Genomic DNA, 26063 nt, shown 5'->3' on the forward strand with positions numbered 1-26063 from the left:
CTTATGACCGCCGTCACTCCTGTTCAGCCCAAACTCAGTGCCGTTTTTACATTGCCCGTTATCGTAGCCTCCCTCGGCTATTTCGTGGATGTTTATGACCTGCTGCTTTTCAATATCGTGCGCGTCCCGAGCCTGAAAGACCTGGGTCTCTCGGAGGAAGAAATCTCGCAGATCGGCGCCAATATTTATAACTGGCAACAGGCGGGGTTGCTCATCGGTGGCTTTTTATGGGGAATTCTGGGGGACAAGCTCGGCCGCCGTTCTGTCCTTTTTGGCTCAATATTGACCTATTCGCTCGCCAATATCGCCTGCGGTTTCACCCAAAATGTTGAAATATACTCGATTCTGCGGTTTATCGCCGGTTTTGGTCTTGCAGGCGAGCTGGGCGCTGGCATTACGCTAATCGCCGAAATCCTGCCCAAAGAACTGCGCGGTTACGGAGCCTCGGTAGTAGCCAGCGTCGGACTCGCAGGGGCCATTGCCGCATTCTTCGCCGTAAAGCTCACGGACTGGCGTATGGCCTATTTCATCGGCGGTGGAATGGGTTTGATATTGTTGATCCTGCGTGTGAATGTGCTGGAATCCATTGTTTTTAATAAGAGTCTGGAAAAACGGGGCTCCAAACCGGTGCCCTGGTGGACGATCTTCACGAGCTGGTCGCGGTTCGTGCGCTACATGCGCTGCATGGGGATCGGATTACCGACTTATATGGTCATTGGCATTTACGCCACATTTGGCAACGAGTTCGCGAAAGCATTGGGCATAGCGGAGGAAATTCAGGCAGGTACCTGCGTGCTCTACACGTACATAGGCGTGGTTACGGGCGACTTTTTCAGCGGAATCCTGAGTCAATGGTTTCGCTCGCGCCGGAAAGCGATACTACTAATGATGCTGATGACGCTCGCCGGTGTAGCCTGGCTGCTCTCGGGAGGTATCAACAACGCCACTACACTCTATATTTGCTACATTTGGCTAGGCTTCTCGATCGGCTACATTGCCATGTTCCTGACGACCACGGCCGAGCAATTCGGCACTAATCTCCGCGCAACGGTTACCACCTCAGTGGCCAACAATGTCCGGGCAACGGTACTGCTTACGCTCCCACTATTCCAATTCCTTAAAAAAGACTCAGGCGTATTGCATTCGGGCGCGATCGTCGGTGCATTGTGCTTCTCATTGGCATTGCTCTCGCTGTGGCGCATGGAGGAGACCTACGGCAAAGAGTTGGATTACGAAGAGGACTAGCAGTTTATTCCTCCGGCGCTTTTCCGAATATCAGCTTGTCTGGCGTAGGATATTCCAAAAGTTTGGTAAAATCCACTTTCCAGAAATCCAGGTCGAGTAACTGGCCGTTGGTATCTTGTGTCAAGGTAATCACCACCGGCGTATCGTCGATATCCACGTATTCGGCCTGGATAAGATCGCCGGCGTAGGCATTCATATCGCCACCGAGGCTGATACTGCCCATTTTGCCGCCTTCGTATTCGTCCACCATTTCCGAAACCGGAAAATCGATCGGGTCCAGGTTCAGTTTTTCAAGAAGGAAGTGAATAAGATCCAGCTCTTCGCCGCGGATGGGTCTGATATTGCTCATGATAGTGTATTTGTACTAAAAAAAAGTCACCCTGCCGTTCTGCTCCGCCATTGCTCGGCTTTTTTGGCCACAAACCAGAAGGATAACGCCAGTAATGCAAAGAAAATCCCCGCGTTGGTACGATCCCAGAAATATTCGAAATAACGGGTGTAAATATTGAGCAGGAAGAAAACCAGGCACAGGTCGCGCAATGTTTCCTGCTTGTATTGAAATGCATAATACATCATTCCGGCGAGTACGAGCGTAAAACTCAGTGCCCAAAACCAGAAATGGCTTTGTTTAAGGGCCTTCCAACCTTCGTAATCGGCATAATTGCCAAAAATAGAGAGCGTCCAGCCGGCTACCAGAAACAGGAACAGCCCAACCGTGTAAGTAACGTCCTTCAAAAAAGCCAGTGCACGGATTTGCCCGATTATCCACGAGGAAGCCCATATCACCAGCCCGAACACCGTCATACGCAGTGGATAATTCATCCCCAAGAACCGAAAATTGCCTCCCGACCAGTAGTGGGTTTGCGCACCCCACCAACCGGCAAGCGCGAGGATAGCCGTAACCCAAAGCAAGGTAGACCGGAGAAAAATAGCGACGCCCGCGTAGGCGATCGCTGCGAACAGCAGCGGTAATGCATAATTACCCGGCCCATCAAGTAACCCGCGTGTCCAGTAAGTAATTGCAATCGCGACCGTCAGGATAATGGCGATATTGTAAACTTCATTGCTAGCCTTCGCTCCCCCGGAACTATTCATGCGCCGTTTGGCGAGGTACACAAAAAGGCCTGCAACGAAAGTGAAAAGTATGCCGACGATATTCTCCGAAAAGCCCCAGCGCTTGCGAAGCAGCTCGATCCATTTTTCATCCAGTACCAATGCCCCGAATGCGAGTAATCCACACGACACCGCAGAAATCAAAGCATAAATAGCGATCGCATCCACATTCGCATTGCGTACGCTGTAACTGCCCCGTAGCTCCGTGGCCAGCTCCTTCGGAATGCGCGCCTCATCCTCCCAGGTCTGAATAGCCCGGTTTACGATTTCAGCTTCTTTTTTGTCGAGTTCCATTCAAATATTTTGGTGTTGATGAATTAAAATCGTGCCTTGACTATATCAATTGAATGCTTCGATTTTGTCATTGAAGATGACGACCAATTTATAAGTGTTGCTTAAATCAACTACCTCGTGCCATATTTTTGAAACCAGTGAATGAAATTCCTTCATTGACATGTTACCTGTCCGAAAATGAATGACCCGTGGAGGAGGAGGAGAGATAAGGATTCTGCTGGCAAAATCGGAATCCTTGGTAATGATGGTTTTGTCTGAGTCCTTTGCGTATGACCAAATATCAGAGTCTTTCGCTATTCTCGCAATATCTATTTGATGAACGTAATTTGGGTTGTTCCAAAGCGAGAAGTAGTATGGTAAATTGACATCAATCAAATATTTATGCGACATGCTTAATCTCTTTGATGAAGTAATTCTTGTTCATCATCTCAATTGCAAATTCATAACATGCATCAATATCTTCGTTTTCAAGTACCGGATATTGATATAGCAGCTCTTCTCTGCTTGTCCCCGCGAAAAGGAATTCCAGAACCGTTTGAACGGTAATTCGCATTCCCCTAATAATCGGCCGACCATTGCAAATTTCCGGATCAATGGCGATTCGTTCGGTCAAATAAGTTGTCATGTCTTAACTTTTTTCAAATATACCCAAATCAGCTATATAACAACGCGTGCTGGGAATTTGTCCGGAATCCAAAAAAATAACCCCCGGGACGATTAATACCGGGGGTTGAAATATCCATCAAAATCTAATTACTTCTTCAAATTCGAAAGGAACTCCACCACGTCACGGATCTCTCTTTTCGACATGATGTTACCCATCGGAGGCATGCTTGATGGTACGTTTTCACGTTTCGCAATACGAGAGGTGGCGATTTTCAACGGTTCTGCTTCCGAGGTTTTCAGTACCAGTTCATGCTCGTTTTCCTGGGCGAGGATGCCAGCCGCGGAAGTCCCGTCTTTCAATGTCAGCATCACCATTCCAAATCCCGGCGACAGGCGTGCACTGGGCTCAATGAGCGCTTGAAGGATTTGCTCGCGTGTAAGAACATTTCCGATGTTTGAAAGGTTAGGGCCTACCTCTCCGCCCTGGCCGCCGATGGAATGGCAGCGTACGCATTCAGCGGCTGAACTTGTCATGAAATAGCGGCGACCCGCCTGGGCATTTCCGCCGAACAATGCATCCTGGTAGTCGGCTGCGGTGTTGCCTTGCTTGCGCAGCGGCGCTATTTTGGCGATTAATGCGCTGGATTTGGTGGAATCAACCGCCTCACCGAGATCGAGGAGCAGGTTTTGCGGCAACTTGTTGTCCGCCATCTTGCCGATCAGACCGTTGAAAATCGTTTCCGTTTTGGCAACGGGCAGGCTACCCAGTACTTTCAGAATTTGCTGCTGCTCGCGCACGCTGCCTTTTTCGAAAATGGTGTTGGAAATGTCGGCCAATGCCTCTTTCGACATATTCACGCTTCCTACCATACCTAATGCGGCCGTACGTACATCGGCGTCGGAGTCGCTCATGCCTTTTTTCATGACGGTTTCCATATCCGCGTATTTCAGATCGTTCAACGCTAGGAGCATAGCAGTACGTACTTTCGCGTCGTTGCTGTCGTTCAGGATTTTGGCCAGGGCCGCGTTATTATCGCTTACATTAAGATTCGTCAGCATTTGCGCGGTCGCGATCAGGATCGCGGGCTCATTCTCTTGCAAAAGGTCGGCCACCATCGGCTTGATCTTCGCTTTCACACCGGCAGGATCACGCTCCATTGGGCCGCGGTAACGACCATCCACGCGGTCGGTTACGGATGGGCTGGCCCAGGTTCCCAAGGTTGCCAATGCTTCCGCACGCATTTCTTTGCTAACATCCTTACGTTTCGCAAATGCAATGAGATCGTTCAACTGAGTTTCGCCGCCTACCCGCAATGCAGCGTTGATGGCGCGGCGTAGCAATGGCTCCGAGGTAAAGCCTTTTTCGTTCAGCACCGCAGCCAATGCAGGTAATGCCGCAGGAATAGAAAGGTCGTCGTTGATACCGCGGGCGGCTTCTGTTACAATGTATTCATCCTTATCTTTCAGGAATGCGCTGATCTGCTCATTTCTCATGCGGCGAAGCACAAGTACCCCTGCAATGCGGAGTGGTTTTTCAGGGCTGTTGGCTAAGGCAACAATAGGCGCCACTTCTCCTATGCGCGAGAGCGCCAGCACACCTGCGTGGCGGATGTACACGTCCTGATCATTATTCGCTTTCACCATCTCGATCAATGGCTGTACGGCATTCTTGTCTTTTACGCGGCCCAATGCCTGTGCCGCGAAGAACTGCACGCGTGGGTTTTTGCTTTTCAGCATCGGGATCAGCATCGGTGCGGCCTCCGCGATTTTGGCGTCGCCCAGCACCTTTGCGGCTTGTACTGTAATTTCTTCGTCAGAATCTTTCAACAAGGTCATCAGCAGGTTGGCATATGACTTGTCCTGGCGCGCCAGTTGACCTAGTCCCCAAATCCCGTGAATGCGGCCGAATTGGTTGCTTTTTTGTTCGATAGCTTTGTTTAATACGGCGGCACCTTTCGCTCCTCTTGAGGCGAGTTCGAACTGTGCTTTCTGGCGGATGCGCATATCCTCATAAGAAAGCAACGGTAGCAATGCGTCGTCGGATTGTTTAGTATAATCCAGCTGCATGAGGCGTTTGGTCTCGGTGCGGACCGCTTTCAGGTCATTTTTCTCGTCGGTAACGTCAAGTTTCCACACGCGGCCATAGTTTTTAGTATCCCAACCGTTGATCCAGTCGGCAACGTATAATGCGCCGTCGGGACCGAAACGGATACCGGTTGGCAGGATACCCGTCAGGATGTTTTTCTCACCATCCAGCACGAACGAAGCACCTTTTGGTTTCAAACCAAATGACCAGATCGGCGAACGCGCAGGGTTCCCAACGAATTCAACGAGGAAGAACTTGTTTTTCCATTCTTTACCCAATGCCGTTCCGGGATTGTATTGCATGCCGGTAGGCCCATTGTGGTAGTTTTGGATAGGAGGAATAATGTATGCCGCCTGACCGTCCCAGCGTGGTTTGAACAGTTTTTCGTCCATCCACACTTTGTAGCTGTTGTTTTTAGGATCAGTGTATTTGCCGTACTGCCAGTTGGAGCGCCAGCCCGCATCGGAGCCTTCCACTACGTGCACCAGACGCTCGCTTTCGCCGGGGTGGTCACCATCGTTATCTGAGCTGATGAGGTTACCATATTCGTCAAATACAAACTCGTGTGTATTACGCAACCCATGCGCGAAGATCTCGAAGTCGCTGCCATCCGGGTTGGAGCGTGCAATGATACCCGAGTTGGGGTGCTCATGTTTCACGCCCTCGGCAGTGGTAATGTTGGCGCCAATATCGCCGATATTCCAGTAAATTTTGCCATCGGGCCCCTCGATCGGGTTCGACATTCCATGCCCGCTGAAACCGATGTGCACACCGTAACCGTGGCTGATCGAGGTTTTTTCATCCAGTACGCCGTCTCCATTGGTATCTCTCAAACGCCATACATCGGGAGCGATGGTCACAAAAATGTCTTTTGCACGTACGAGCAAGCCGCCCGCCACGTCGGAAACTTCGTCGAAGAAGTCGTCAAGAATACGCATGGAAACATCGGCGATGCCGTCATTATCGGTGTCCTCAATACGCCATACTTCGTCTTTTTCAACCGCCAGGTCCTTCCAGTCGTGTGAGCCGTCGCCATTGAGGTCTTTCAGCCAGTTGTTTTCCTTGCTTTTTTCGGGAGCAAATGTCTTGTGCAGGAATTTGCGGCGATCTTCCACCGTCTGCAATGCAATGGATTCGGTGATCCAGTTGCGGTGCCCGCGAATATCGAATTCGGAGTTTTTCTGGCGGTTGGTACGGTTCAGATACACCCTTCCGGCGTCGTCCATCGCGATCGCTACCGGGTCCGGAGCGAGTGAATCCGATGCCCATAGATCGAGTTTCAGCCCGTCGGCCAGCTTAACTACCGTTTTTTCGCGGATTTCTTTGGCTCTTGCTTTACCGGCTACGGCGTCTTCTTTCACCACCATTTTGGTGCTATTCGTTTTTACGACCGGCCCGGACGACATCGGGGCCATTTTCATACACGATACTACCGCCACGGTGGTAGCCGCCATCAGGGTTAGAGGTGTTTTGAGATGTTTTTTGGAGATCATTGAGGACGTTGCTTGATGCAGATTATTCAGGTTCAGTTGCGAACCGGGTACAAAGGAATTAAAAATAGCGTTAAAATCTGCTTTTGCCTTCTGTAAAGGATGCAGATATAACTTGGAAAGATGATTATTTGGAGATTTGGTTCGATAACAGATTCCGCACGGAAATTTCGAAATCTTCCATCACCGGATATGCCGAACAAATGTCATGTTCTGTGCAGATTTTGACATTTTTTCGTGAAGAATAAACGTACACTACCTCGTTGTCAGGGTAAATGTGCCAAACGACTTTGACGGAGGAATTAAAATATTCAGCCAGCTTCTCTTCAACCTTTTCGGCGTCGTCGGTCGGTGAGATTACTTCTATGAGAAATTCAGGAACGGGCTCTTCATCGGATGTGGCGGAGATGTCGATTTGCTCGCCGGAGAAGAAGGCTAAGTCAGGCCGGCGCATTTGAATGCCGCTGAGCATGACGTCCTGTTCCATGATCAGCGCGCCGCCTTTAGAGAAAGCCGTGGTACCGAAGAATAGTTGTTGAAGTCTCCTGATGATGAAGAGGTGTTTTTTCTTCACTTTCCCGAATCTGATGATTTTGCCGTCGTTCCATTCATATTTAAACCCATCGGCAGTCTCCCACTGGATAAATTCATCCAGCGTGCGGGGCAAAACCGAAGATGTGGAACGGAGTATCATAGCTTGGGTATCATTTATTGTACTTGATATTCAGTTACAAAGGCTATTCTAAATTACTAAATCAAACCTTCACAATCAAAACAGCTCCAATTGTCCGTCCCAGCCTTTCGGTTTCTTCGCCTTACCCTGCACCGTCCGGCCCTCGTACTTCCAGGAGGTGTCGCGTTCGTGCTGAACGATATCGTTGAAGCGGTTATTGGGCTGGAAATCCTTTTCGAGTTGTGCCGACACTTTGGAGAGGTTTTTCAAGGCGTCGGATTTATCCTTGTCACCCATTTTAGCAAGTTGAATAGCCCGATCGAGGGTGAGGATAGATTCGTCGTAAACGGTGATCGGCACCGGGAACGGGTGACCATCCTTGCCACCGTGAGCGAACGAAAAGCGAGCAGGATCGCTGAAACGCGACGGCGTGCCATGGATAATCTCGCTCACGAGCGTGAGCGACTGGATCGTGCGCGGGCCTACACCTTCGAGCATGAGCAGCGATTCCATATTGTCGACCGGATTGTCGTGCGCCAATGCGAGTACTGCGCCCAGTCGTTTCAGGTTCACGTCTTCCGCGCGGACGTCGTGGTGATCCGGCATGACGAGCTTCGAAACTTCCCGCATGATCTTGTCGGGGTTTTCCTTTGTAAGGTCCAGAATGCCGGTGCGGGTTGGAGCGGCGGCTTTGGCGGTCAGGTTGAGGATATTGCCCTGATTTTGCCCGTAAATGAATGTATGGGGTTCTTCGATGAAAGACTGGATACTCGGAGAATGCCAGTGGTAACGACGGGCCAGGCGGTCGTCGGTGTTCATGCCTTGCTGGATTACCGCCCAATTGCCTTCTTTGGAAAGGACAAATGAATGGAGATACAACTGGAAGCCATCCTGAATAGCGGTATTGTCAACCTTGGCAGAAAGCTTGCTGTGATGTACGAGCAAGTTTCCGTCCAATCCTGTTTTATCTGCTATCGCCAGCAGTTCTGCGGGCGTTTGCCTGGAATATTTGCCCCGGCCGCCGCAAATGTAAATGCCCAGGTCCGACGACCTCCGGTTCACCGATTGTTTCAAAGCACCCATGACCGACGTGGTAATACCCGACGAATGCCAGTCCATTCCCAGCACGCAGCCCAGAGACTGAAACCAGAATGGATCGCTCATCTTTTGCAGCAATGCGTCGCGGCCATATTCCATTACGATCGCTTCCACGATAGCGCCGCCGAGCGCGCTCATTCGCTGAACAAGCCAGACAGGAACTTTCCCGTAATGCAGGGGTAAATCGGCGTGACCACTTTTCATAAGAATTCAATTTACGAAAATTCGGGGTAGCAAGAGGTAGCCTGAAATGCATTAATGCTGGCTTCGGTTTCCCAATGGCCCGATTTTTTGTTAAAATGCAGCTTTAAAACGCATTTTTACTTCAAAAACGGATTCACCGGCCTCCATGGTTTTACAGGTTATCATTACCCTTGTACTCGTTCTGCTCAATGGTTTTTTCGTCGCTGCCGAGTTTGCAATAGTCAAAATCCGCGCCTCGCAGCTCGAACAGAAAGCCCAGGAAGGGAACCGAATGGCCATTCTTTCCAAACAAATTGTGTCTAATCTCGACGGCTATCTGGCTGCTACCCAATTTGGTATTACGCTCGCGAGCCTTGGATTGGGCTGGATAGGGGAGCCGGTCGTTTCGAAAATGATTATCGGTGCAATGGAGCTGGTGGGTCTTTCGATCGATCCGGAAGTGGCGCATCATATCGCATTACCTACCGCATTTGCGATTATTACAGTATTGCACATTGTGTTCGGGGAGCTCGCTCCTAAGTCGATCGCGATCCAGCGGCCGGAGTCGACAACCCTGGCTTTGTCTTATCCGCTGCACGGCTTTTTTCTGATATTCAGGCCAGTGGTGTGGCTGCTGAACGGCATCGCCAACGTGATATTGAAAGGCGTTGGCATTACGCCATCACATGGCAGCGAGGTGCACAGCAGCGACGAGTTGCGCTATCTGGTTCAGCAACAGAAAGAAAGTGGCATGATCGAAGCGGCAGATTACGACCTGATCAAGAACGCATTCGATTTTTCAGAAAGGGTAGCAAGGCAAATCATGATCCCACGGCCGCAAGTTGTGGGCATTGATGTAAACGACTTCACCGATGCCAAGCTTGAAAAAGTTATAGAAGAAGGCTATTCCAGAATGCCGGTTTACGAAGATACGTTGGATCAGGTAATCGGTGTTTTGCATCTGAAAGACCTCTTGCTTAAAATGCGGCAAGGCAAGGAGATCGTGCTCCGCGAGCTGATAAGGCCTATTGCAACGGTCCATGGCTCGAAACCCATTGGCGCATTACTACGCGAGTTTCAGGTGAGCCGCCAGCAAATGGCTGTGATCGTCGATGAATATGGCGGGGTGGATGGTATTGTAACGATGGAAGACATCCTGGAAGAGCTCGTTGGGGAGATTCAGGATGAGTACGACAACGAAGCGCCGGTCGTCAAAAACGAAGCGGATAATACCTATACTGTGCAGGGTGCTGCTTCCATCGTGGATTTGAACGAACGGTTGCCGCACGACATTACCAAACACCCCGATTATGAAACGTTGGCGGGTTATCTGATCTGGAAGTTCGGACGCATTCCGGCAGTAGGAGAGAAGCTCAACACGAAACACTACGAATTTACTGTACTCAAAAAGCAGCGCAGCACGATTTCGCAGGTGAAGATCGCGGTGTTGGACAGTTAGTGGTCAGGAATTGTCAAGTATGGCCAGGAAGGTCAAGTGTGGTCAGGAGAGGTTTGATAGCCGATAGCCGACTGCCGATGTGCCATTAGGTCAGGAATTGTCAAGTTTGGCCAGGGAAGTCAAGTGTAGTCAGGAGAGGTTTGACAGCCGATAGCCGACTGTCGATGTGCCATTAGGTCAGGAATTGTCAAGTTTGGCCAGGGAAGTCAAGTGTAGTCAGGAGAGGTTTGACAGCCGATAGCCGACTGCCGATGTGCCAGGAAAGGTTGACAGCCGATAGCTGACTGCCGACAGCCAACCCGGTCAAGCCTCGTTATAAAGCTTCAAAACCGTCTGACGCAATTTTTTCCCTGTATCGCTTAAAACAAACGCAATACCCTCGGCCATATCTGCGGCGGGGATCCATTTGCGGAAATCGGAATTGGGCATTGCCGCGCGGTTGTCGGGCGTGTCGATAATGCTGGGAACGATTACCGTTGCGGTGATATTCTTCGACTTCCCCTCCGCATTGATCAGGTCAGCCATTTGGAAAATCAATGTTTTGGCAAGCGTATAGGCAAAACTTCCCGTACCCGCCTCAGGCACGAGCGCCGGGCGCGCGCCAATGAAGATGAACTGCCCGCCTCCATTCGCTTCGAAATGCTTCATAAGCGGCTTCACGACGTGGAATGCTGTTTTGAAATTCATCGTCAGCATTTGCTCGATGTCGGAGTCGGTGGTGTCGGTCAATTTGGCTATGGCGAAACCGCCTGCGAGTAATATGCCGGCATCAATGTGGCCTGCATTAGTGATTGCCTCGGCGACAAATTGCTCTGCTTGTTCTCCGCTGGCCAGGTCGGCGAGGTAATTCGAAACACTCGCATTGTCGGCGTAAGCATCAGTTTTGCCTTGCCGGACATTGATATGCAAGCCATAACCAAGCTTCGTCAATTTTTTCACAACATCTTTACCAAGGTTTCCTGTGGCTCCGGTTACGATGACTTGTTTGGGCATGGTTATGGCTTTTAAAGTGCTTATTTATTTAGAATATCAACCAGGAATTTCCGGAATGGTTCAGCGAATTCCTTTCTTTTCAATGCAAACTCGACGGTTGTTTTGAGATAATCCAACTTGTCGCCGATATCGTGGCGCTTGCCTTCGATATGGTGTGCAAAGATATTCTCGCGTTTCAGAAGGAGCAACAGCGAGTCGGTAAGCTGAATTTCGTTGTTCTTACCTTTTGGAGTTTGCTCGATCGTGTTGAAAATTTCAGGCGTCAGCACGTAACGGCCGGCAATAGCGAGGTTGGAAGGCGCTTTGTCGATCGCAGGTTTTTCTACCAGCGCACTCAGCTCCATGATCGAGTCGCTCAGCGAGTTTCCGCCTACGATACCATATCGGTTCACCTTATTGGCGGGGACTTCTTCTACCGCGATCACGGAGCCGCCGTATTGCTCATAAGTATCCATCAATTGCTGTGTCACCGGGATCACAGAATCCATAATGGTATCGCCCAATAGTACTGCAAATGGCTCGTTACCCACGTGGTGGCGCGCATAGTAGATCGCATCACCCAGACCATTCGCTTCTTTCTGGCGCACGAAATGCACATTTGCCATATCCGCCAGGCGGCGCATTTCATTGAACCAAAGCAGATCTTCTTTCTCTTCCAGGCGGCTTTCCAACTCTACATTGCGATCGAAATGGTCTTCGATGGCACGCTTGCCTTTTCCTGAAATGATCAGAATATCTTCAATGCCTGAATCTACGGCTTCCTGTACCACATATTGAATAGTAGGGATGTCGATAATCGGTAGCATTTCCTTCGGCATCGATTTGGTTGCCGGCAGGAATCGGGTTCCAAGTCCGGCTGCGGGTATAACGGCTTTGCGAATCATAAGTAAAGGCTGTAAGCTGTAAGCTTTAGGCTATATGCTGTAAGCGATTTGTTTGAATATTTGGTAAAACAGTTTGAATGTCAATGTCAACATTTTCCGTAGAAAACTTAAAATATTATAACTCAAGGCACGCAGCTTATAGCCTAAAGCTTACGGCTTAAAGCTTATAGCCCTCAAACCACAAACGGTCTGATGACCCGCGCGTTGAATTTCTTCAACTGCACAAACAGTTGGTTCAGCATATCATCGTCCTTGTAAATTCCGATAATAGTGCCACCGGAACCGGCAAATTTAGCGGATGCCCCGCATGCGCGTGCCGCATTGATCAGCTTTTTGTTGGATTCGGGTACATTATAAATCTTGCAGCGCAGGTCGAAATTTTCATTCATCAGCGAATGCAGATCGTCCGGGCGGCCTTCGAGCAATGCGGTGCGGCCGTCTTCGGCTTTCTGGGCGATCTGACCGAGCACATCGATCACTTCCTGCTCACCGCGGTCATAGCGCGTCCGCACATCATTATGTACCTTGCCCGAGACCTTACTAAGGTTGGTATTGTAAGCGACGTACAGTTTTGGCAGTAATTCGGGGTTGATGCGCTCGTAGCGGCCGTGGCCCTGTGTCTGGATCATGGTTTTATCAAAATCCATATAGACGCAGCCTTCGTAGCATTGGATCACGCGATCCTGTAAGCCGGCGGTGATGCCGAGCTCCTCGGTTTCGGTCACCATGACAAGCTGTGGCAATATTTCGAGGGGTATTTCAACTTTATAAAACTGCATGAGCGCCCGGAACAATGCGACGATAATCGCGCTGGAACCTGACATACCTACCTGGCGGGGGATCGACGAGCGGTAACGGACTGTGAAATTCTTGTTGGGCAGCTTGATATTATTCTCCTCGCAATAGTCGCCAAACTTCTTGATACCGGCCTTAATAAGCGGGATACCGCCATTATAGCCCAGCATATTCACCGAATCGCGCAGGTGGAAAATGCTGCGGAATGTGTTCAAATCCTGTGGTTGCGGCTCGATATGCAGCTCGGGCGATTCGTAAAGCGAGATGGACGCTCCGAAATTTCTTACAGATATGGAAATCGTTTTACCGAAAAAGCCATCAGAAGGATTGCCTAAAAGCCCCGCACGGGCATAGGCGCGTGTTTCAATGATCAATGTAAATGCGTGTTTAGCCGGATGTAATAACTATCTGGACGATAAAATACCATTTTGCCCTTATAAGCAGGTGCTTGAGATTTTTACCCAATGTGGCTTGAAATCTATGAATGAACTGGCTGGAAACAAAAAAGCGCGGATAAAAAATCCACGCTTTTCGTAAGAGGAACGGTTTATTGATATTATTGCTTCACGACCTGAACGTTCGCGATCAGTTTCACTTCGTCACCTACCACTACGCCGCCTGCTTCGGTAACAGCGCTCCATGCCAGGCCGAAGTCCTTACGGTTGATTTTACCGTTGATCTCGAAGCCTGATTTGTTGTTTCCATAGAAGTCGGTCATGTTACCACCGAATTCCGCTGAGAAGTCAACAGTTTTGGTAATACCTTTCACAGTCAGTTCGCCTGTCAGGTTATAGTTATCACCGCTTTTCTTAGCCAATTTGCCTGTGAACGAAAGTTTTGGGTGGTTCTCGGCATCGAAGAAATCAGCTGATTTCAGGTGCTGGTCACGTTGTTCTTGTTTGGTATCTATACTTTCTACGTCAGCAGAAAAATGGACGGTCGCACCGTCGAAATCATCACTAGTTGTTTCAACACCGCCTTCGAAGCTGTTGAATGCACCTGTTACAGTGGAAATCACAAGGTGTTTCACTTTGAACTGGATTTCTGAATGTGTTGGGTCAATTACCCATTTAGTAGTAGCCATTGTCTTTGTTATTTTAAGTGTATTTACATTTAATGTATATACATCTAATTATGAATATTAGTTTCAAATGCATAGAAAAATCCCGAAAAAATTATTCCGGGATTTCGAAAACTGCTTTGAGAGCGTCTATTGAGGCATTTCGAAAATTTTAGGATCGACCTGTGGATTGACTTCCAGGGTTGTAATTTTAAGCCCCATCTTGGTGCCTGGCATTGCAGAGGTTGTCACTTCCGACGCGAACGGGTAATAAATACCGTCTACCGCACGGAAATCCGATTGCACGTTTTCTGACATAATATCTTGCCCGTTCATGGAGGTTTGGGCAACAATTTTCAAAATGTAGAAGGTGTCTTTTGAGATATAATTGATTCTCCGTACGCCATTCGGTAAAGTCATGGTTACCTTATAAACCTTTGCGCCGGCCAGGTCTTCCTCACCGTCCAACGTGACTTTATAACCTTTTTCCTTGTAATTATAAAGACCCGTCAGATCGGTTTCATTGGCCAGGGATTTGACTGCATCTTCCGGCAATGCGGTCGGTTTTGTATTGCCGGCCATCGGGTTGATCGTCCACCCCGTATTGCCGTTCACGGCCTGTACGACAGTCATTCCCTGTACGGTTGATTCGCTCCTGAAACCTTTGTTCTGCACGATAATCGTAGTAATGGGTACTTTCATATTCATAATGTCCATTTCCGCCGAGATCTTCATACTTTGCAGCTTGCCCAGCTTCTCGCCGCCCATGGCTTTCACGTGTTTGGCCACAATGTCGTCAACTGTCTGTGCACTTACGGAGTTGCTAAAAACTGCGACGATCAGGAATACGAGTAGTTTGAAAAGGCTTTTGAAATGTTGCATATGGTGTGGTTGGTTGGTTTTACGACAAAACTTCAATTCTGTCACGATAAGCGGTTACTAGCTTGTGTTCGCTGCTGAGCTCGGCAATGTTATGCCAATTTTTGTACAAAACTTCAAAAAGTTCCGATGCTTTGATATTTCCAAGGCGGAAATGAATGATCCGTGGGGAGGCGCTCGCTGGTGCTGATGCGGATGGAAAAGTCCGCGTTCCGCGTCACGATAGTTAGATGATTTTCATGGGCATAATCCCAAATTTGGGAATCAAGCCATTCATCGTCCAGATCTTTCTGATGAATGAACTCTGCGCTATTCCACAACGAGCAGTGATAGGGCAAATTCACGTCGATCAGGTATTTACGCATATCAGGCTGCGGTCGGATAACTTGCGAAGTTTCTTCCGGCCATTTGTGCGGCAAAGTGTAGGCACGCGTCTATGTCGGCATCTTCCAGTGAGGGGAATTGAAATAAAATCGTTTCCCGGTCATCACCGCCTGCCAAGTGCTCTAATATCGTTTGCACGGTAATCCTTTTATTCCTGATCGTCGGCTTCCCATTACATAAATCAGGACTAACCGTAATCCTTTCAATCAAATCAGCCATAATTCGTTCATTTAAATGACAGACTATATTAGTAAATAAACAAAAAAACGGCCGGATTGTTGTAATCCGGCCGTTTGGAATATGGGTTGGGTAAACCTTAGTTTTTCAATGCTTCGGCACCACCTACGATTTCGAGGATTTCCTTCGTAATCGCTGCCTGACGTGTACGGTTGTACACGAGGCGCAGTTCTTTGAGCAATTCCTGCGCGTTTTCCGTTGCTTTGTCCATCGCAGTCATACGTGCTCCTTGTTCCGATGCATTGGATTCGAGAACGGCACGGTACAACTGGATCTTCAGCGACTTAGGAATCAGTTCTGCAAGGATTTCTTCTTCGGCCGGTTCGAAAATGTAGTTAACCTCGGTCTTTTTCGACTTGGTCAATTTGTTTTCAGCTACGATCGGCAAATACGGATCGGTGTGGATGATTTGCGTAGCTACGTTTTTGAATTCGTTGTACACGATATCCACGGCGTCGTAACGACCTTCCGAGAAATCTCTCATAATCTCTTCTGCCGCATTTTTTACGTTTACAAAGCTCAAACGGCCAAAAAGATCGGTGTAAGCAGTGTTCACGGTAAAGCCACGACGGACGAGCGTTTCTGCTCCTTTTTTACCGATGGCAAAAATCTCTACATTCCCTTTCGCTGCCTGAGCCGCATATTTCGACTCGATCAGCTGGATTGTAGCTTTAATAATATTGGTATTGAATGCTCCGCACAATCCACGGTCGGAAGTTACGACAATGACGAGCACCTTTTCCACCGGGCGAACGGCTTTCAATGGGCTGTCGGCAGCGCTTTCCGATCCTGACGAAACTGTCAGAAGCATTTCACCAAGCTTCTGCGCGTAAGGGCGCATTTGCAGAATGCTGTCCTGTGCACGACGCAGCTTGGCTGCCGCCACCATTTTCATGGCTTTGGTGATTTGCTGTGTGGAATTAACCGAAACGATACGGTTACGTACTTCTTTTAAGCTTGCCATTTTCTGGGTGTTTTAAGCGATCCGGTGATCCTATTATATATGTACTAGGAAAATGCCGGAACGGGTACCGCTCCGGCATTTTTACCGGTTAACGATATTTTACAGCAACTTCTTTAGCTACTTTCTCGATAACGTCTGTTACGCTGTTGTCCAGTTTTCCGGCACGCAAAGCAGCGAGTGCTTCTTTATTCTGGCTGGCCAATACGGTCGTGAAATCCTTTTCGAATTCTTTCACACGTGCTACGTCTACCGTATCCAGCAAACCTTTGGTGGATGCGTAAACAGTCGCCACTTGCAGTTCAACAGGAACCGGTGCGTATTGCGCTTGTTTCAAAACTTCCTGGTTGCGGCGTCCCCGGTCGATCGCCAGCTTGGTAGCGGCATCGAGGTCGGAACCGAATTTCGCGAATGCTTCGAGCTCGCGGAACTGCGCCTGATCCAGTTTCAGGGTACCCGAAACTTTCTTCATCGATTTGATCTGCGCGTTACCACCCACACGTGATACCGAGATACCTACGTTGATCGCAGGACGGATACCCGAGTTGAACAGGTTGGATTCAAGGAAGATCTGGCCGTCGGTGATAGAGATTACGTTCGTAGGAATGTAAGCCGAAACGTCACCAGCCTGTGTTTCGATGATCGGAAGGGCTGTGAGTGAACCACCACCTTTTACTTTACCCTTCAATGAAGGCGGAAGGTCGTTCATGTTCGCAGCGATGCTGTCGTCAGCGATTACTTTCGCAGCACGCTCCAAAAGACGGCTGTGGAGGTAGAACACGTCACCTGGGTAAGCCTCGCGGCCCGGAGGGCGACGAAGGAGCAGGGAAACCTCGCGGTAAGCTACCGCCTGTTTCGAAAGGTCATCGTAGATTACGAGTGCAGGACGGCCGGTGTCGCGGAAGTACTCACCAATCGCAGCACCTGTAAACGGAGCGTAGAATTGCATTGGAGAAGGGTCCGAAGCAGCAGCAGCCACGATTACGGTGTAATCCATCGCGCCGTATTTGCGAAGAGTCGCTTCGATACCTTTGATGGTAGAAGCTTTTTGTCCGCAGGCTACGTAGATACAGAATACGGGCTCGCCTTTGTCATAGAACTCCTTCTGGTTAATGATTGTATCGATCGCCACCGCAGTTTTACCTGTCTGGCGGTCACCGATGATCAACTCGCGCTGTCCGCGTCCGATGGGGATCATCGCGTCGATCGCTTTGATACCGGTTTGGAGCGGCTCGGTTACCGGCTGACGGTAGATTACCCCCGGCGCTTTACGCTCGATAGGCATCTCGAAAGTCTCACCAGTAATAGGTCCGTTTCCATCGATCGGCTCAGCCAGCGTGTTCACCACACGGCCAACGATTCCGTCACCCACTTTCACGGAAGCGATTTCTTTGGTACGTTTTACAGTAGCACCTTCTTTGATGTCACTGAAATCCCCCAGCAATACGGCACCCACATTGTCCTCTTCGAGGTTAAGAGCAAGAGCCTTAAGGCCATTCTCGAAAACAAGCAGCTCACCTGCCTGTACCTGGGAAAGACCATAAATGCGGGCAACACCGTCACCAACTTGAAGGACTGTTCCTACTTCTTCGAGTTCTGCTTCTGATCTAGCGCCTGCAAGTTGTTCGCGCAGGATGGCCGAAACTTCATCCGGTCTAACAGATACCATAGTATAATTGACTTATTTAGAGTATAGTAGTAAGTTTTCTGAAAACTGCCGCAAAGGTAGAGTTTTATTTTGGTAAAAACAGAATGATTTAACTAAAACCTGCGATATAAAATTAGATTTTTCCAAGGAACGGGGCAGAAGGGCGTCGCCGGACGCAAATTTACCGTTTATCAGCTTCTAATAACATTTTTAAAACTTTTTTAGGTACTGATTGTGTTTTTGTTGTAATTGAGATCGTTAATAACACTTATCTAATAAATTCTAATCTTTTCGAACGTCTTTCAGTATAATGTACAAATTAGAAAAAACCATTTTAGCAGCCCTGGCATTTGGAGTATTGGCAACCGCGGAAGGCAACGCACAGACTATCAAGAAAACAACCAAACCCGCCGCAACTGTAAAGAAATCAGCGGCAACACCTGCAAAAACATCAGCAGCCCCTGCAACATTGAAAACATCGGCTGACTCTTTGTCTGCGGCAATAGGGGTGAGCTTCGCAAACTCGATATCGTCACAAGGCATCAAGGACCTGAATGCAGACTTGCTTACACAAACCGTAAAAGCAGCCTTGAAAGGCGAAAAAACCGCGTTTACGTCCGATGAAGCGAATATGTTCATCCAGGGGTATTTCACTAAGATGATGGAGGAAAAGGGAGCCGTAGTGCGCAAGGAAGGCGAGAAGTTTTTGGAAGAAAACAAGAAAAAGGAAGGTATAGTGACCACAGAAAGCGGTCTGCAATATCAGATTATCAAGAATGGCGACGGTCCTAAACCGACAGCAACAGATAAAGTGAAGACACACTACCATGGCACATTGACGAATGGAACGGTTTTTGACAGCTCGGTCGACAGAGGCGAGCCAGTCGAATTCCCGGTCAATGGCGTGATCAAAGGATGGACTGAGGCGCTTCAGTTAATGCCTGTCGGATCGAAATGGAAACTTTTCATTCCATATCAGCTGGCTTACGGTGAGCGTGCGGCAGGACCTCAGATACCGGCTTATTCAGCCCTCGTATTTGAGGTTGAATTATTGGAAATCGTAAAATAGCAAAACGTGCAATGAAAAAGTATCTTATCACTCTTATTCCGGTTGTGTTGCTGGGTTGGCAGCGGGGCCCTGTTCAGGAACGAGTGGGGGTAATGGCACCAGCGGCCGCCTCCATGGATGAAGATATCAAGCCAATTCCAGCGCAATACAAAGCGGAAGAGCTGACAACGAGGATCTTATCCAGCTATCATTATAGAAAAACAAAGCTGAATGATTCCCTTTCGGCAGCGATTTTTGATAAGTACATCGATGCGATCGACCACGGTAAGCTCTATTACCTGGCCTCCGACCTTGCGGATTTTGAGCAGTATAAGAACTCTTTCGACGACTATTTGCAAAAAAGAGAACTGGATGTCCCGTTCCAGATGTATAACGTTTTCAGAAAGCGCTATAAAGAAAGAAGCGAGTATATCCAGACGTTGCTGAAAGAAGCGAAGCCGTTTGACTTTACTCAGGACGAATCGATGAATACGGATCGCGAAAAAGCGGCCTGGGCTAAAAACACCGACGAATTGAACGATACCTGGCGCAAGTACCTGAAAAGCGAGGCATTAGACCTCAAATTGTCGGGTAAAGCGGACACTGCGGTGATCAGTACGCTGCGTGACCGATACAAAAGCCGCGATCGCGCGCTCGGCCGCATTCGCACTGAGCAGGTATTCCAGATGTTTATGAATGCATATGCGGAGTCGCTTGACCCGCATACGAGCTATATGGCGCCTACTTCGGCCGATCGTTTCAAACAGGAAATGAGCCAGTCGCTGGAAGGTATCGGTGCATTGCTTCGTGAGGAAGATAACTATATCAAGATTGTTGAAGTAATTCCTGGCGGCCCTGCATTTAAAGGAAAGCAACTTAAAAAAGAGGATAAGATCGTAGCGGTAGCGCAGGGCGACGAAGGTAAGTTTGTGGATATCGTCGGCTGGTTTGTGGATGATGCCGTGAAGCTGATCAAAGGTCCTAAGTCGACCGTGGTGCGTTTGCAGGTAATTTCTGCCGATGCATTGCCGGGATCTGCTCCGAAAGAATACCGTCTTGTGCGCGAGAAGATCAAACTTGAAGAACAGCGTGCGAAGAGCGAGATCGTATCCATTAATAATGGCAATAAAGATTACAAGATAGGGGTAATCGATATCCCGTTGTTCTACCGCGATTTTGAGGGCGCTCAGCACCGTGAAAAAGAGTTTTCTAGCACCACTCGCGACGTTCAGAAACTGATTACCGATTTGCAGGCCTCGAATGTGGACGGTATCGTGATCGACCTGCGTAACAATGGTGGTGGTTCATTGACAGAAGCTGTTTCATTGACCGGCTTGTTCATTAACCGTGGGCCAGTAGTTCAGGTAAAGGAAAGTCAGGGCGAAATCGAAGTGCAGTCCGACAACGACCCTAGCATTGCCTATGACGGACCGCTTGCTGTTATGGTGAACCGTTTCAGCGCATCCGCATCCGAAATCTTCGCGGCAGCGATCCAGGACTACAAACGCGGCCTGATTGTCGGTGAGCAGACTTACGGAAAAGGAACCGTCCAAACGTTGATCGACCTGAATCAGTGGGTACCGAAAGAGCAGGATCAGCTTGGACAAGTGAAACTGACCGTTGCGAAATTCTACCGCATTAACGGCAGCAGCACGCAGCTGAAAGGTGTGACGCCTGATTTGGAATTGCCTACTGCATTTAAGGTAAATGAGTATGGCGAAGGGTCACAACCGAGCGCATTGCCTTGGGACCAAATCGCTTCTTCGCGTTATGAAGCAACGAGCAATATCAATCCGAAAGTCATTGAGCAGCTTCGCGACAAATACAAGCACCGCCTTAAAACCGACGAGGAACTGAAAACACTTGTAAAAACGCTGAACGACTTTAAAGAAGCGCGCGAGAACAAAATCGTTTCGTTGCAGGAGTCTAAACGCAAAGCTGAACGCGACGAAGCTGAAAAGAAACGTGCGGCTATGAAGCAACTCGGCGAGGACAATGTCGACGGCGACGATGAGGACGAAGCAGATTCAAAAGTAGCCGAAGCTCCCAAGGATGCGAAGAAGAAAAAAGACATCTATCTCACAGAAACTGGCAGAATGCTGGCAGACCTGATCGTGATCTCGAAAGAGCCTAGCTTGGCTGGCACTAAGAAGAAGTAGTAGCATTTGAAATGCTTATAAATGTGAAGAGCACGGATAGCAATGTCCGTGCTCTTTTTTATGTGACTATTTAAAACGGTTATTCCCAACCACCTCCCAGCGCCCGATACAACTCAACCAATGCCAGAAATTGCTCTTTTTGAACATTGGTCAAATTCAGTTCCTCTTGCAAAACGCTGCGTTGCGCAGTGATTACTTCCAGATAAGAGGCGTAACCGGTTAAAAAGAGGTCTTTCGAAGTTGCGACGGCTTGTTGCAGCACTTCTACTTCTTGTTTTTTCAGATCACCAATCTGCCGGGTGTTTTCCAGCTTTTTGAGACTGGTACTCACTTCGCGGAAGCCGTTTAGGACCGATTTGTTGTAGGCATAAAGCGCTTCCAGGCTCGCGGCTTCGGCCCGTTTTTGGTTCGCTTTTAATGCCTTCCGGTTCACGAGCGGAGCTGTGAGCCCGCCCAACGCGCTATATGCGAGTGAGCCGGATGAGAAGAGTAGGTTGCTTTTAAATGCATTGAAGCCAAGGAATGCGGTGATATTCAAAGAAGGCAGAAATGCCAGCTGCGCGGCTTGCTGCTCGGAATAATTGGCAAGCAAGTCGAGTTGTGCCTGCTGAATGTCCGGCCTTCTTCGCAACATTTGCACAGGTATACCGGCGCTGATGGATGGCGGCATTACCTGGTCCAGCGTGGTACTCCTTGTGATGGGCTGAGGGAACCGCCCTGTGAGCAGGTTTACATTGTTTTCAATTTCAATGATCTTTTGCTGTACTTCAAATTCCAGGCTGCGGGTGTTGAGCAATTGGGCAGTAAGCTGACGAACCCCGAGCTCGTTCGCGCGACCTGCTTCCTTCTGGATTTTAATGGTTTCCACGGCCGACTCCTGCAATGCAATGTTCTTCCGGATAATGTCCAGTTCGGTATCGAGCGCCATCAACTCGTAATACGAGCGTGCGATTTCGGCAATGAGGCCGGTGATAATCGCCTGGCGGCCTTTTTCGCTTGCCAGGAAACGGGTGTAAGCGGCTTTCTTCTGGTTTTTGAGTTTGCCCCAAATGTCTATCTCCCACGAGCTTCGTAAGCCGAGGAAGTAATCGGGTAAGAAAGGGGCTGGCAAGCGTCTGTCGTCGTCGAGGTTCTGTGAGAAATTGGTGTCGTAGTTACCTACGCCATCCATAGTGTAGTCGCCAAATTTGCGGCCACCGCCGGATACGTCGCCGGTTACGACCGGAAGCATGGCGCCGTGGGCCGCCATAATGTTGCTCCTCGCCATTTCAATGCGCTGAACGGCCATTTTCAGGTCGAGGTTGTTCTGCAATGCCGTATCGATGAGTGCGACGAGGTGACGGTCGTTGAAAAAGGTCTTCCATTGTAAGGCCCCGATACCCGCCGAATCGGCCTGGCCTGCGAATGTTGACGGGGTTTTGATTTGTGCTCGCTGCTCCACCGGCTGCGTCAGTTTACATCCTGTCACGGAGATCAGGATGGCGCCAAACAGCAAGCCGGAAGCAAACTTTTTATTTCTTTTCATCAATATAAAATCTGATTTGAAAGGCCGCGGGCATCCCCGCGGCCGAAACTGGATTCGAGGGGGCTTAGTGCAGCAATGCTTCCTCTTCCGCAGCCACTACCGGAGGAGGTGTCTTTTTCTTTTTGGCCATGCTGGCAAACACGACATACAAGCCCGGAATGATGATCACCCCGAAAATGGTGCCGATGAGCATACCTCCCGCCGCGGCGGCGCCGATTGACCGGTTACCGATCGCGCCGGCACCAGACGCCATTACCAGCGGGATAAGCCCCGCCACGAATGCGAAAGAAGTCATCAGGATCGGGCGTAGGCGTTCGGTGGCGCCTTCCAGCACGGCTTCTATGACCGTCCGACCTTCTTTTTGGCGGATAATGGCGTATTCCACAATCAGGATCGCGTTTTTACCCAACAAGCCAATGAGCATGACGAGTGAAACCTGGGCGTAAATGTTGTTTTCCAGACCCATTAATTTCAACGCCAGGAATGAACCGAACACACCGGTGGGAAGCGACAGGATAACCGGCAGCGGCAACAGGAAGCTTTCATATTGCGCTGCGAGCAGCAGGTACACGAATATGAGACAGATTGCGAAGATGAACACGGCCTGGTTTCCGGAAAGAATTTCCTCCCGCGTCATACCCGACCAGTCGTAGGTAAAGCCCTTCGGCAAGCTCGTTGCCGCCACGCGCTCGACGGCTTTGATCGCGTCGCCGCTACTGTAACCCGGCGCCGCATCCCCATTGATCATCGCTGACGTGTACATATTATAGCGTGTCAGCAATTCCGGGCCGTACACCCTTTCCAGCTTGATGAAAGTTGAGAACGGTACCATTTCGCCCCGGTTGTTTTTCACATACAATTTGAGAATGTCCTCGGGGTTTTTGCGGAAGCTCGCATCGGCCTGCACCATCACCTTATACATCTGTCCGAAACGGATGAAGTTCGAGGCATAGTAGCTACCGATCATAGTTTGGAGCGTGCCCATTGCAACGTCTATCGAAACGCCTTTTTTGGCGGCAATGTCGGAATCGACGTGGATCATATATTGCGGGAAGCTGGCGTCGAAACTGCTGAATGCGGCCGCGATTTCGGGAGTAGCAGCGAGATCCTTTACAAATTTGTTGGTGATTTCGGCTGTTTTCTGCAAATCCTCATTACCCGAGCGGTCCTGAACCCTCAGCTCGAAACCACTGGAATTACCAAAGCCAGGCACGGTAGGAGGCGGGAAAAACTGGATTTCGGCGTCGGTAATATGCTTAGTTTTGGCCTCCATTTCCTTGATCACATCCTGGACCGAAGCTGTCCGCTGATCCCAGGGTTTCAGGTTGATCATCGCCATCCCGTACGACGAACCGGCCGATTCAGTAAGCAAGCTGTAACCTGATAGTGAAGAAACAGATTCGACGGGTTTCAGGCTTCTGGCGACCTTTTGAATTTCATCCAACACCACTTCGGTCCGCTCTACGGTAGCGCCTACGGGCGTTGTGACGTTTACGTTAATCACCCCCTGGTCTTCGGTCGGGATAAAGCCGCTTGGAAGGATGGTATTAATGCCAAACGTGGCGACGCAGAATCCGATCAGCAGCCCGATGGTGATCATCCGGCGGCTTACAATGGATGAAAGGAGCTTCCGGTAGCCACTTTGCAGACCGTCATAACTTTTGTTGAAACCATCGAAAAACCTGGTGAGCGGGTTCTTCTTCACGGATTGGCCGTGAGTGTTTTTCAGCATGAGCGCGCATAACGCAGGCGTGAGCGTAAGCGCGTTGATCCCGGAAATAACAATGGAAATCGCGAGGGTAATGGAGAACTGCCGGTAGAAGATTCCGACGGGTCCCGACATAAATGCTACGGGAACAAATACTGCCGACATCACCAACGTGATCGCGATGATCGCGCCGCTCATTTCCTTCATCGATTCGATGGTCGCTTCCTTCGCGTCCAAATGCTTTTCGGCCATCTTGGCGTGTACCGCCTCGACGACCACAATGGCATTATCGACGACAATACCAATTGCCAGTACCAATGCGAAAAGCGTCAGCAGGTTAATGGAGAACCCGAACATCTGCATGAAGGCAAACGTACCCACGAGCGCCACCGGCACCGCCAGGGCCGGGATAAGCGTGGAACGGAAGTCTTGCAAGAACAAATACACGATCAGGATTACCAATATAAATGCTTCAATGAGCGTACGGATTACCTCATGAATAGACGCATCCAGGAAGCGGGAAACGTCGTAGGAAACGAAATAGTCCATTCCAGGAGGGAATGTGGTCTTTTTTAGCTCAGCGACTTTGTCCTTAATATTTTGAATAACCTCCTGGGCATTGGACCCCGGGCGCTGCTTGATCATGATCGAAGCGGAGGGCCTTCCGTTCGACTTGGAAGCCATATCATATTCCAGTGTACCGAACTCGATCTTGGCTACGTCTTTCAGTTTTAGAATGGAACCGTCGGGATTCGAGCGCAGGACGATATTTTCGTATTGAGCAGGCTCGAAGAGCTTACCGGTATATTTCAATACATATTGCAAAACATTCTTTTCACGGCCGGAACTCACGCCGGTTTTACCGGGTGCGGCTACCACGTTCTGGTCGCGGATGGCCTGGATCACCTCGTCGGCGGAAACATTGTAGCTGTTCATACGGTCGGGCTGGAGCCATACACGCATCGAGTAGTCCTTGCTACCCATAATCTGTGCGCGGCCCACGCCATCGATTCTTTTCAGCTCTTTGAGGATATTGATATCGGCGAAGTTGTATACAAAATCCTCGCCCACGGCGGTATCGGAGCTCATGATATCAAGGTACATGAGCATACTGTTTACCTCTTTTTCAGTCTTTACACCGGCCTTGATAACTTCTTCGGGAAGTTCGTCGATCACCGTCTGGACGCGGTTCTGGACGTTCACCGCGGCGAGGTCAGGATCGACGCCTACGTTGAAGGAAATATTGATCGTCGTTACGCCGTCGTTACCGGAAACACTGGTCATATAAGTCATTCCGGGTACACCATTAATGGCTTTTTCAAGCGGAACGGCTACGGCGTCAACGCCTGTTTCCGCGTTGGCGCCCGTGTAGGTGGCCGTTACGACTACCGATGGCGGAACAATGTCGGGAAACTGGGAAACAGGCAATTGTACCACTGCCAGGATACCCAGCAGGGTAATAAATATGGAGATGACCAGCGATAAGACTGGCCGCTCGATGAATTTTTGAAACATGGTCTACAATTCAGGTGATA

At 49.5% G+C, this 26063-nt stretch carries 22 protein-coding genes; 4 read left to right on the plus strand and 18 right to left on the minus strand.

Annotated elements, in window-relative coordinates:
- Nucleotides 1–3: 3 nt before the first annotated feature.
- Nucleotides 4–1245 carry an MFS transporter gene (locus tag AC2YIT_RS11100; RefSeq protein ID WP_487279212.1) on the plus strand — a complete coding sequence of 414 codons (1242 nt, stop codon included), beginning with the start codon at nt 4–6 and terminating at the stop codon, nt 1243–1245.
- 4 nt (nt 1246–1249) lie between these two features.
- Here the strand turns inward: AC2YIT_RS11100 and AC2YIT_RS11105 are convergent, their stop codons facing one another.
- From AC2YIT_RS11105 to AC2YIT_RS11135, 7 genes are all read right to left on the minus strand, one after another.
- On the minus strand, nt 1250–1594 hold the full coding sequence (locus tag AC2YIT_RS11105; RefSeq protein ID WP_430844669.1) for a DUF6984 family protein: 345 nt from the start codon (nt 1592–1594) through the stop codon (nt 1250–1252).
- Between the two features lie 26 nt (nt 1595–1620).
- Nucleotides 1621–2652, minus strand: a complete 1032-nt coding sequence (locus tag AC2YIT_RS11110) for a hypothetical protein (protein WP_430844670.1) — start codon at nt 2650–2652, stop codon at nt 1621–1623.
- 45 nt (nt 2653–2697) lie between these two features.
- A complete protein-coding gene (locus AC2YIT_RS11115) occupies nt 2698–3042 on the minus strand; it encodes a DUF5615 family PIN-like protein (RefSeq protein ID WP_430844672.1) in 345 nt (114 codons plus the stop codon).
- Nucleotides 3032–3277 carry a DUF433 domain-containing protein gene (locus tag AC2YIT_RS11120; protein WP_223402452.1) on the minus strand — a complete coding sequence of 82 codons (246 nt, stop codon included), beginning with the start codon at nt 3275–3277 and terminating at the stop codon, nt 3032–3034. The genes AC2YIT_RS11115 and AC2YIT_RS11120 overlap by 11 nt, the downstream gene beginning before the upstream one ends.
- A gap of 128 nt (nt 3278–3405) precedes the next feature.
- Entirely contained in the window at nt 3406–6837 is a 3432-nt protein-coding gene (locus AC2YIT_RS11125; protein ID WP_487279213.1) for a PVC-type heme-binding CxxCH protein, read from the minus strand.
- 124 nt (nt 6838–6961) lie between these two features.
- Nucleotides 6962–7528 carry a Uma2 family endonuclease gene (locus tag AC2YIT_RS11130; protein ID WP_487279214.1) on the minus strand — a complete coding sequence of 189 codons (567 nt, stop codon included), beginning with the start codon at nt 7526–7528 and terminating at the stop codon, nt 6962–6964.
- A 75-nt stretch (nt 7529–7603) separates the two neighbouring features.
- On the minus strand, nt 7604–8809 hold the full coding sequence (locus tag AC2YIT_RS11135) for a DUF763 domain-containing protein (RefSeq protein WP_487279215.1): 1206 nt from the start codon (nt 8807–8809) through the stop codon (nt 7604–7606).
- Between the two features lie 145 nt (nt 8810–8954).
- On the opposite strand from AC2YIT_RS11135, the gene AC2YIT_RS11140 reads away from it, so the two are divergent.
- On the plus strand, nt 8955–10247 hold the full coding sequence (locus AC2YIT_RS11140) for a hemolysin family protein (RefSeq protein WP_487279216.1): 1293 nt from the start codon (nt 8955–8957) through the stop codon (nt 10245–10247).
- A gap of 303 nt (nt 10248–10550) precedes the next feature.
- Here AC2YIT_RS11140 and AC2YIT_RS11145 read toward each other — a convergent pair whose 3' ends face one another.
- From AC2YIT_RS11145 to atpA, 9 genes are all read right to left on the minus strand, one after another.
- Entirely contained in the window at nt 10551–11240 is a 690-nt protein-coding gene (locus tag AC2YIT_RS11145; RefSeq protein ID WP_487279217.1) for an SDR family NAD(P)-dependent oxidoreductase, read from the minus strand.
- A gap of 20 nt (nt 11241–11260) precedes the next feature.
- Nucleotides 11261–12124, minus strand: a complete 864-nt coding sequence (gene galU, locus AC2YIT_RS11150; RefSeq protein ID WP_487279218.1) for a UTP--glucose-1-phosphate uridylyltransferase GalU — start codon at nt 12122–12124, stop codon at nt 11261–11263.
- A gap of 173 nt (nt 12125–12297) precedes the next feature.
- Nucleotides 12298–13293, minus strand: a complete 996-nt coding sequence (locus AC2YIT_RS11155) for a mevalonate kinase family protein (protein ID WP_291204169.1) — start codon at nt 13291–13293, stop codon at nt 12298–12300.
- Nucleotides 13294–13475: 182 nt separating this feature from the next.
- Nucleotides 13476–14003, minus strand: coding sequence for a YceI family protein (locus AC2YIT_RS11160; protein ID WP_430844682.1), 528 nt, complete (start codon nt 14001–14003; stop codon nt 13476–13478).
- Between the two features lie 126 nt (nt 14004–14129).
- Nucleotides 14130–14861: an outer membrane lipoprotein-sorting protein gene (locus AC2YIT_RS11165; protein ID WP_430844684.1), complete on the minus strand. Its 732-nt coding sequence runs from the start codon at nt 14859–14861 to the stop codon at nt 14130–14132.
- 113 nt (nt 14862–14974) lie between these two features.
- The gene (locus AC2YIT_RS11170; protein WP_430844685.1) at nt 14975–15223 is read right to left on the minus strand and encodes a DUF5615 family PIN-like protein; all 249 of its coding nucleotides are present in this window, start codon (nt 15221–15223) and stop codon (nt 14975–14977) included.
- Between the two features lies 1 nt (nt 15224).
- On the minus strand, nt 15225–15461 hold the full coding sequence (locus tag AC2YIT_RS11175) for a DUF433 domain-containing protein (RefSeq protein ID WP_430844687.1): 237 nt from the start codon (nt 15459–15461) through the stop codon (nt 15225–15227).
- A gap of 97 nt (nt 15462–15558) precedes the next feature.
- A complete protein-coding gene (atpG, locus tag AC2YIT_RS11180) occupies nt 15559–16443 on the minus strand; it encodes an ATP synthase F1 subunit gamma (RefSeq protein WP_487279219.1) in 885 nt (294 codons plus the stop codon).
- 88 nt (nt 16444–16531) lie between these two features.
- Nucleotides 16532–18109 (minus strand): F0F1 ATP synthase subunit alpha, encoded by a 1578-nt coding sequence (atpA, locus tag AC2YIT_RS11185; protein WP_430844690.1) that lies wholly within the window; start codon nt 18107–18109, stop codon nt 16532–16534.
- A gap of 289 nt (nt 18110–18398) precedes the next feature.
- Between atpA and bamJ the strand changes: the two genes are divergently transcribed.
- Entirely contained in the window at nt 18399–19157 is a 759-nt protein-coding gene (bamJ, locus tag AC2YIT_RS11190; protein WP_487279220.1) for a BamJ family beta-barrel-assembly machinery protein, read from the plus strand.
- A gap of 11 nt (nt 19158–19168) precedes the next feature.
- Nucleotides 19169–21295, plus strand: a complete 2127-nt coding sequence (locus AC2YIT_RS11195) for a carboxy terminal-processing peptidase (protein ID WP_430844694.1) — start codon at nt 19169–19171, stop codon at nt 21293–21295.
- Between the two features lie 79 nt (nt 21296–21374).
- Here the strand turns inward: AC2YIT_RS11195 and AC2YIT_RS11200 are convergent, their stop codons facing one another.
- Nucleotides 21375–22820 carry an efflux transporter outer membrane subunit gene (locus tag AC2YIT_RS11200; protein WP_487279221.1) on the minus strand — a complete coding sequence of 482 codons (1446 nt, stop codon included), beginning with the start codon at nt 22818–22820 and terminating at the stop codon, nt 21375–21377.
- A 64-nt stretch (nt 22821–22884) separates the two neighbouring features.
- Nucleotides 22885–26043 carry an efflux RND transporter permease subunit gene (locus AC2YIT_RS11205; protein ID WP_487279222.1) on the minus strand — a complete coding sequence of 1053 codons (3159 nt, stop codon included), beginning with the start codon at nt 26041–26043 and terminating at the stop codon, nt 22885–22887.
- Nucleotides 26044–26063 lie beyond the last annotated feature (20 nt).

Source organism: Dyadobacter sp. SRI_021 (assembly GCF_057586235.1).

Excerpts from the sequence above, each read along its gene's own strand:
- AC2YIT_RS11105 (WP_430844669.1), bottom strand. The coding sequence starts at position 1,594 with ATGAGCAATATCAGACCCATCCGCGGCGAAGAGCTGGATCTTATTCAC.
- AC2YIT_RS11100 (WP_487279212.1), top strand. The coding sequence starts at position 4 with ATGACCGCCGTCACTCCTGTTCAGCCCAAACTCAGTGCCGTTTTTACA.
- AC2YIT_RS11165 (WP_430844684.1), bottom strand. The coding sequence starts at position 14,861 with ATGCAACATTTCAAAAGCCTTTTCAAACTACTCGTATTCCTGATCGTC.
- galU (WP_487279218.1), bottom strand. The coding sequence starts at position 12,124 with ATGATTCGCAAAGCCGTTATACCCGCAGCCGGACTTGGAACCCGATTC.
- AC2YIT_RS11205 (WP_487279222.1), bottom strand. The coding sequence starts at position 26,043 with ATGTTTCAAAAATTCATCGAGCGGCCAGTCTTATCGCTGGTCATCTCC.
- AC2YIT_RS11140 (WP_487279216.1), top strand. The coding sequence starts at position 8,955 with ATGGTTTTACAGGTTATCATTACCCTTGTACTCGTTCTGCTCAATGGT.
- atpA (WP_430844690.1), bottom strand. The coding sequence starts at position 18,109 with ATGGTATCTGTTAGACCGGATGAAGTTTCGGCCATCCTGCGCGAACAA.
- bamJ (WP_487279220.1), top strand. The coding sequence starts at position 18,399 with ATGTACAAATTAGAAAAAACCATTTTAGCAGCCCTGGCATTTGGAGTA.
- AC2YIT_RS11170 (WP_430844685.1), bottom strand. The coding sequence starts at position 15,223 with ATGCGTAAATACCTGATCGACGTGAATTTGCCCTATCACTGCTCGTTG.
- AC2YIT_RS11125 (WP_487279213.1), bottom strand. The coding sequence starts at position 6,837 with ATGATCTCCAAAAAACATCTCAAAACACCTCTAACCCTGATGGCGGCT.
- AC2YIT_RS11120 (WP_223402452.1), bottom strand. The coding sequence starts at position 3,277 with ATGACAACTTATTTGACCGAACGAATCGCCATTGATCCGGAAATTTGC.
- AC2YIT_RS11110 (WP_430844670.1), bottom strand. The coding sequence starts at position 2,652 with ATGGAACTCGACAAAAAAGAAGCTGAAATCGTAAACCGGGCTATTCAG.
- AC2YIT_RS11145 (WP_487279217.1), bottom strand. The coding sequence starts at position 11,240 with ATGCCCAAACAAGTCATCGTAACCGGAGCCACAGGAAACCTTGGTAAA.
- atpG (WP_487279219.1), bottom strand. The coding sequence starts at position 16,443 with ATGGCAAGCTTAAAAGAAGTACGTAACCGTATCGTTTCGGTTAATTCC.
- AC2YIT_RS11130 (WP_487279214.1), bottom strand. The coding sequence starts at position 7,528 with ATGATACTCCGTTCCACATCTTCGGTTTTGCCCCGCACGCTGGATGAA.
- AC2YIT_RS11135 (WP_487279215.1), bottom strand. The coding sequence starts at position 8,809 with ATGAAAAGTGGTCACGCCGATTTACCCCTGCATTACGGGAAAGTTCCT.
- AC2YIT_RS11200 (WP_487279221.1), bottom strand. The coding sequence starts at position 22,820 with ATGAAAAGAAATAAAAAGTTTGCTTCCGGCTTGCTGTTTGGCGCCATC.
- AC2YIT_RS11195 (WP_430844694.1), top strand. The coding sequence starts at position 19,169 with ATGAAAAAGTATCTTATCACTCTTATTCCGGTTGTGTTGCTGGGTTGG.
- AC2YIT_RS11160 (WP_430844682.1), bottom strand. The coding sequence starts at position 14,003 with ATGGCTACTACTAAATGGGTAATTGACCCAACACATTCAGAAATCCAG.
- AC2YIT_RS11175 (WP_430844687.1), bottom strand. The coding sequence starts at position 15,461 with ATGGCTGATTTGATTGAAAGGATTACGGTTAGTCCTGATTTATGTAAT.
- AC2YIT_RS11115 (WP_430844672.1), bottom strand. The coding sequence starts at position 3,042 with ATGTCGCATAAATATTTGATTGATGTCAATTTACCATACTACTTCTCG.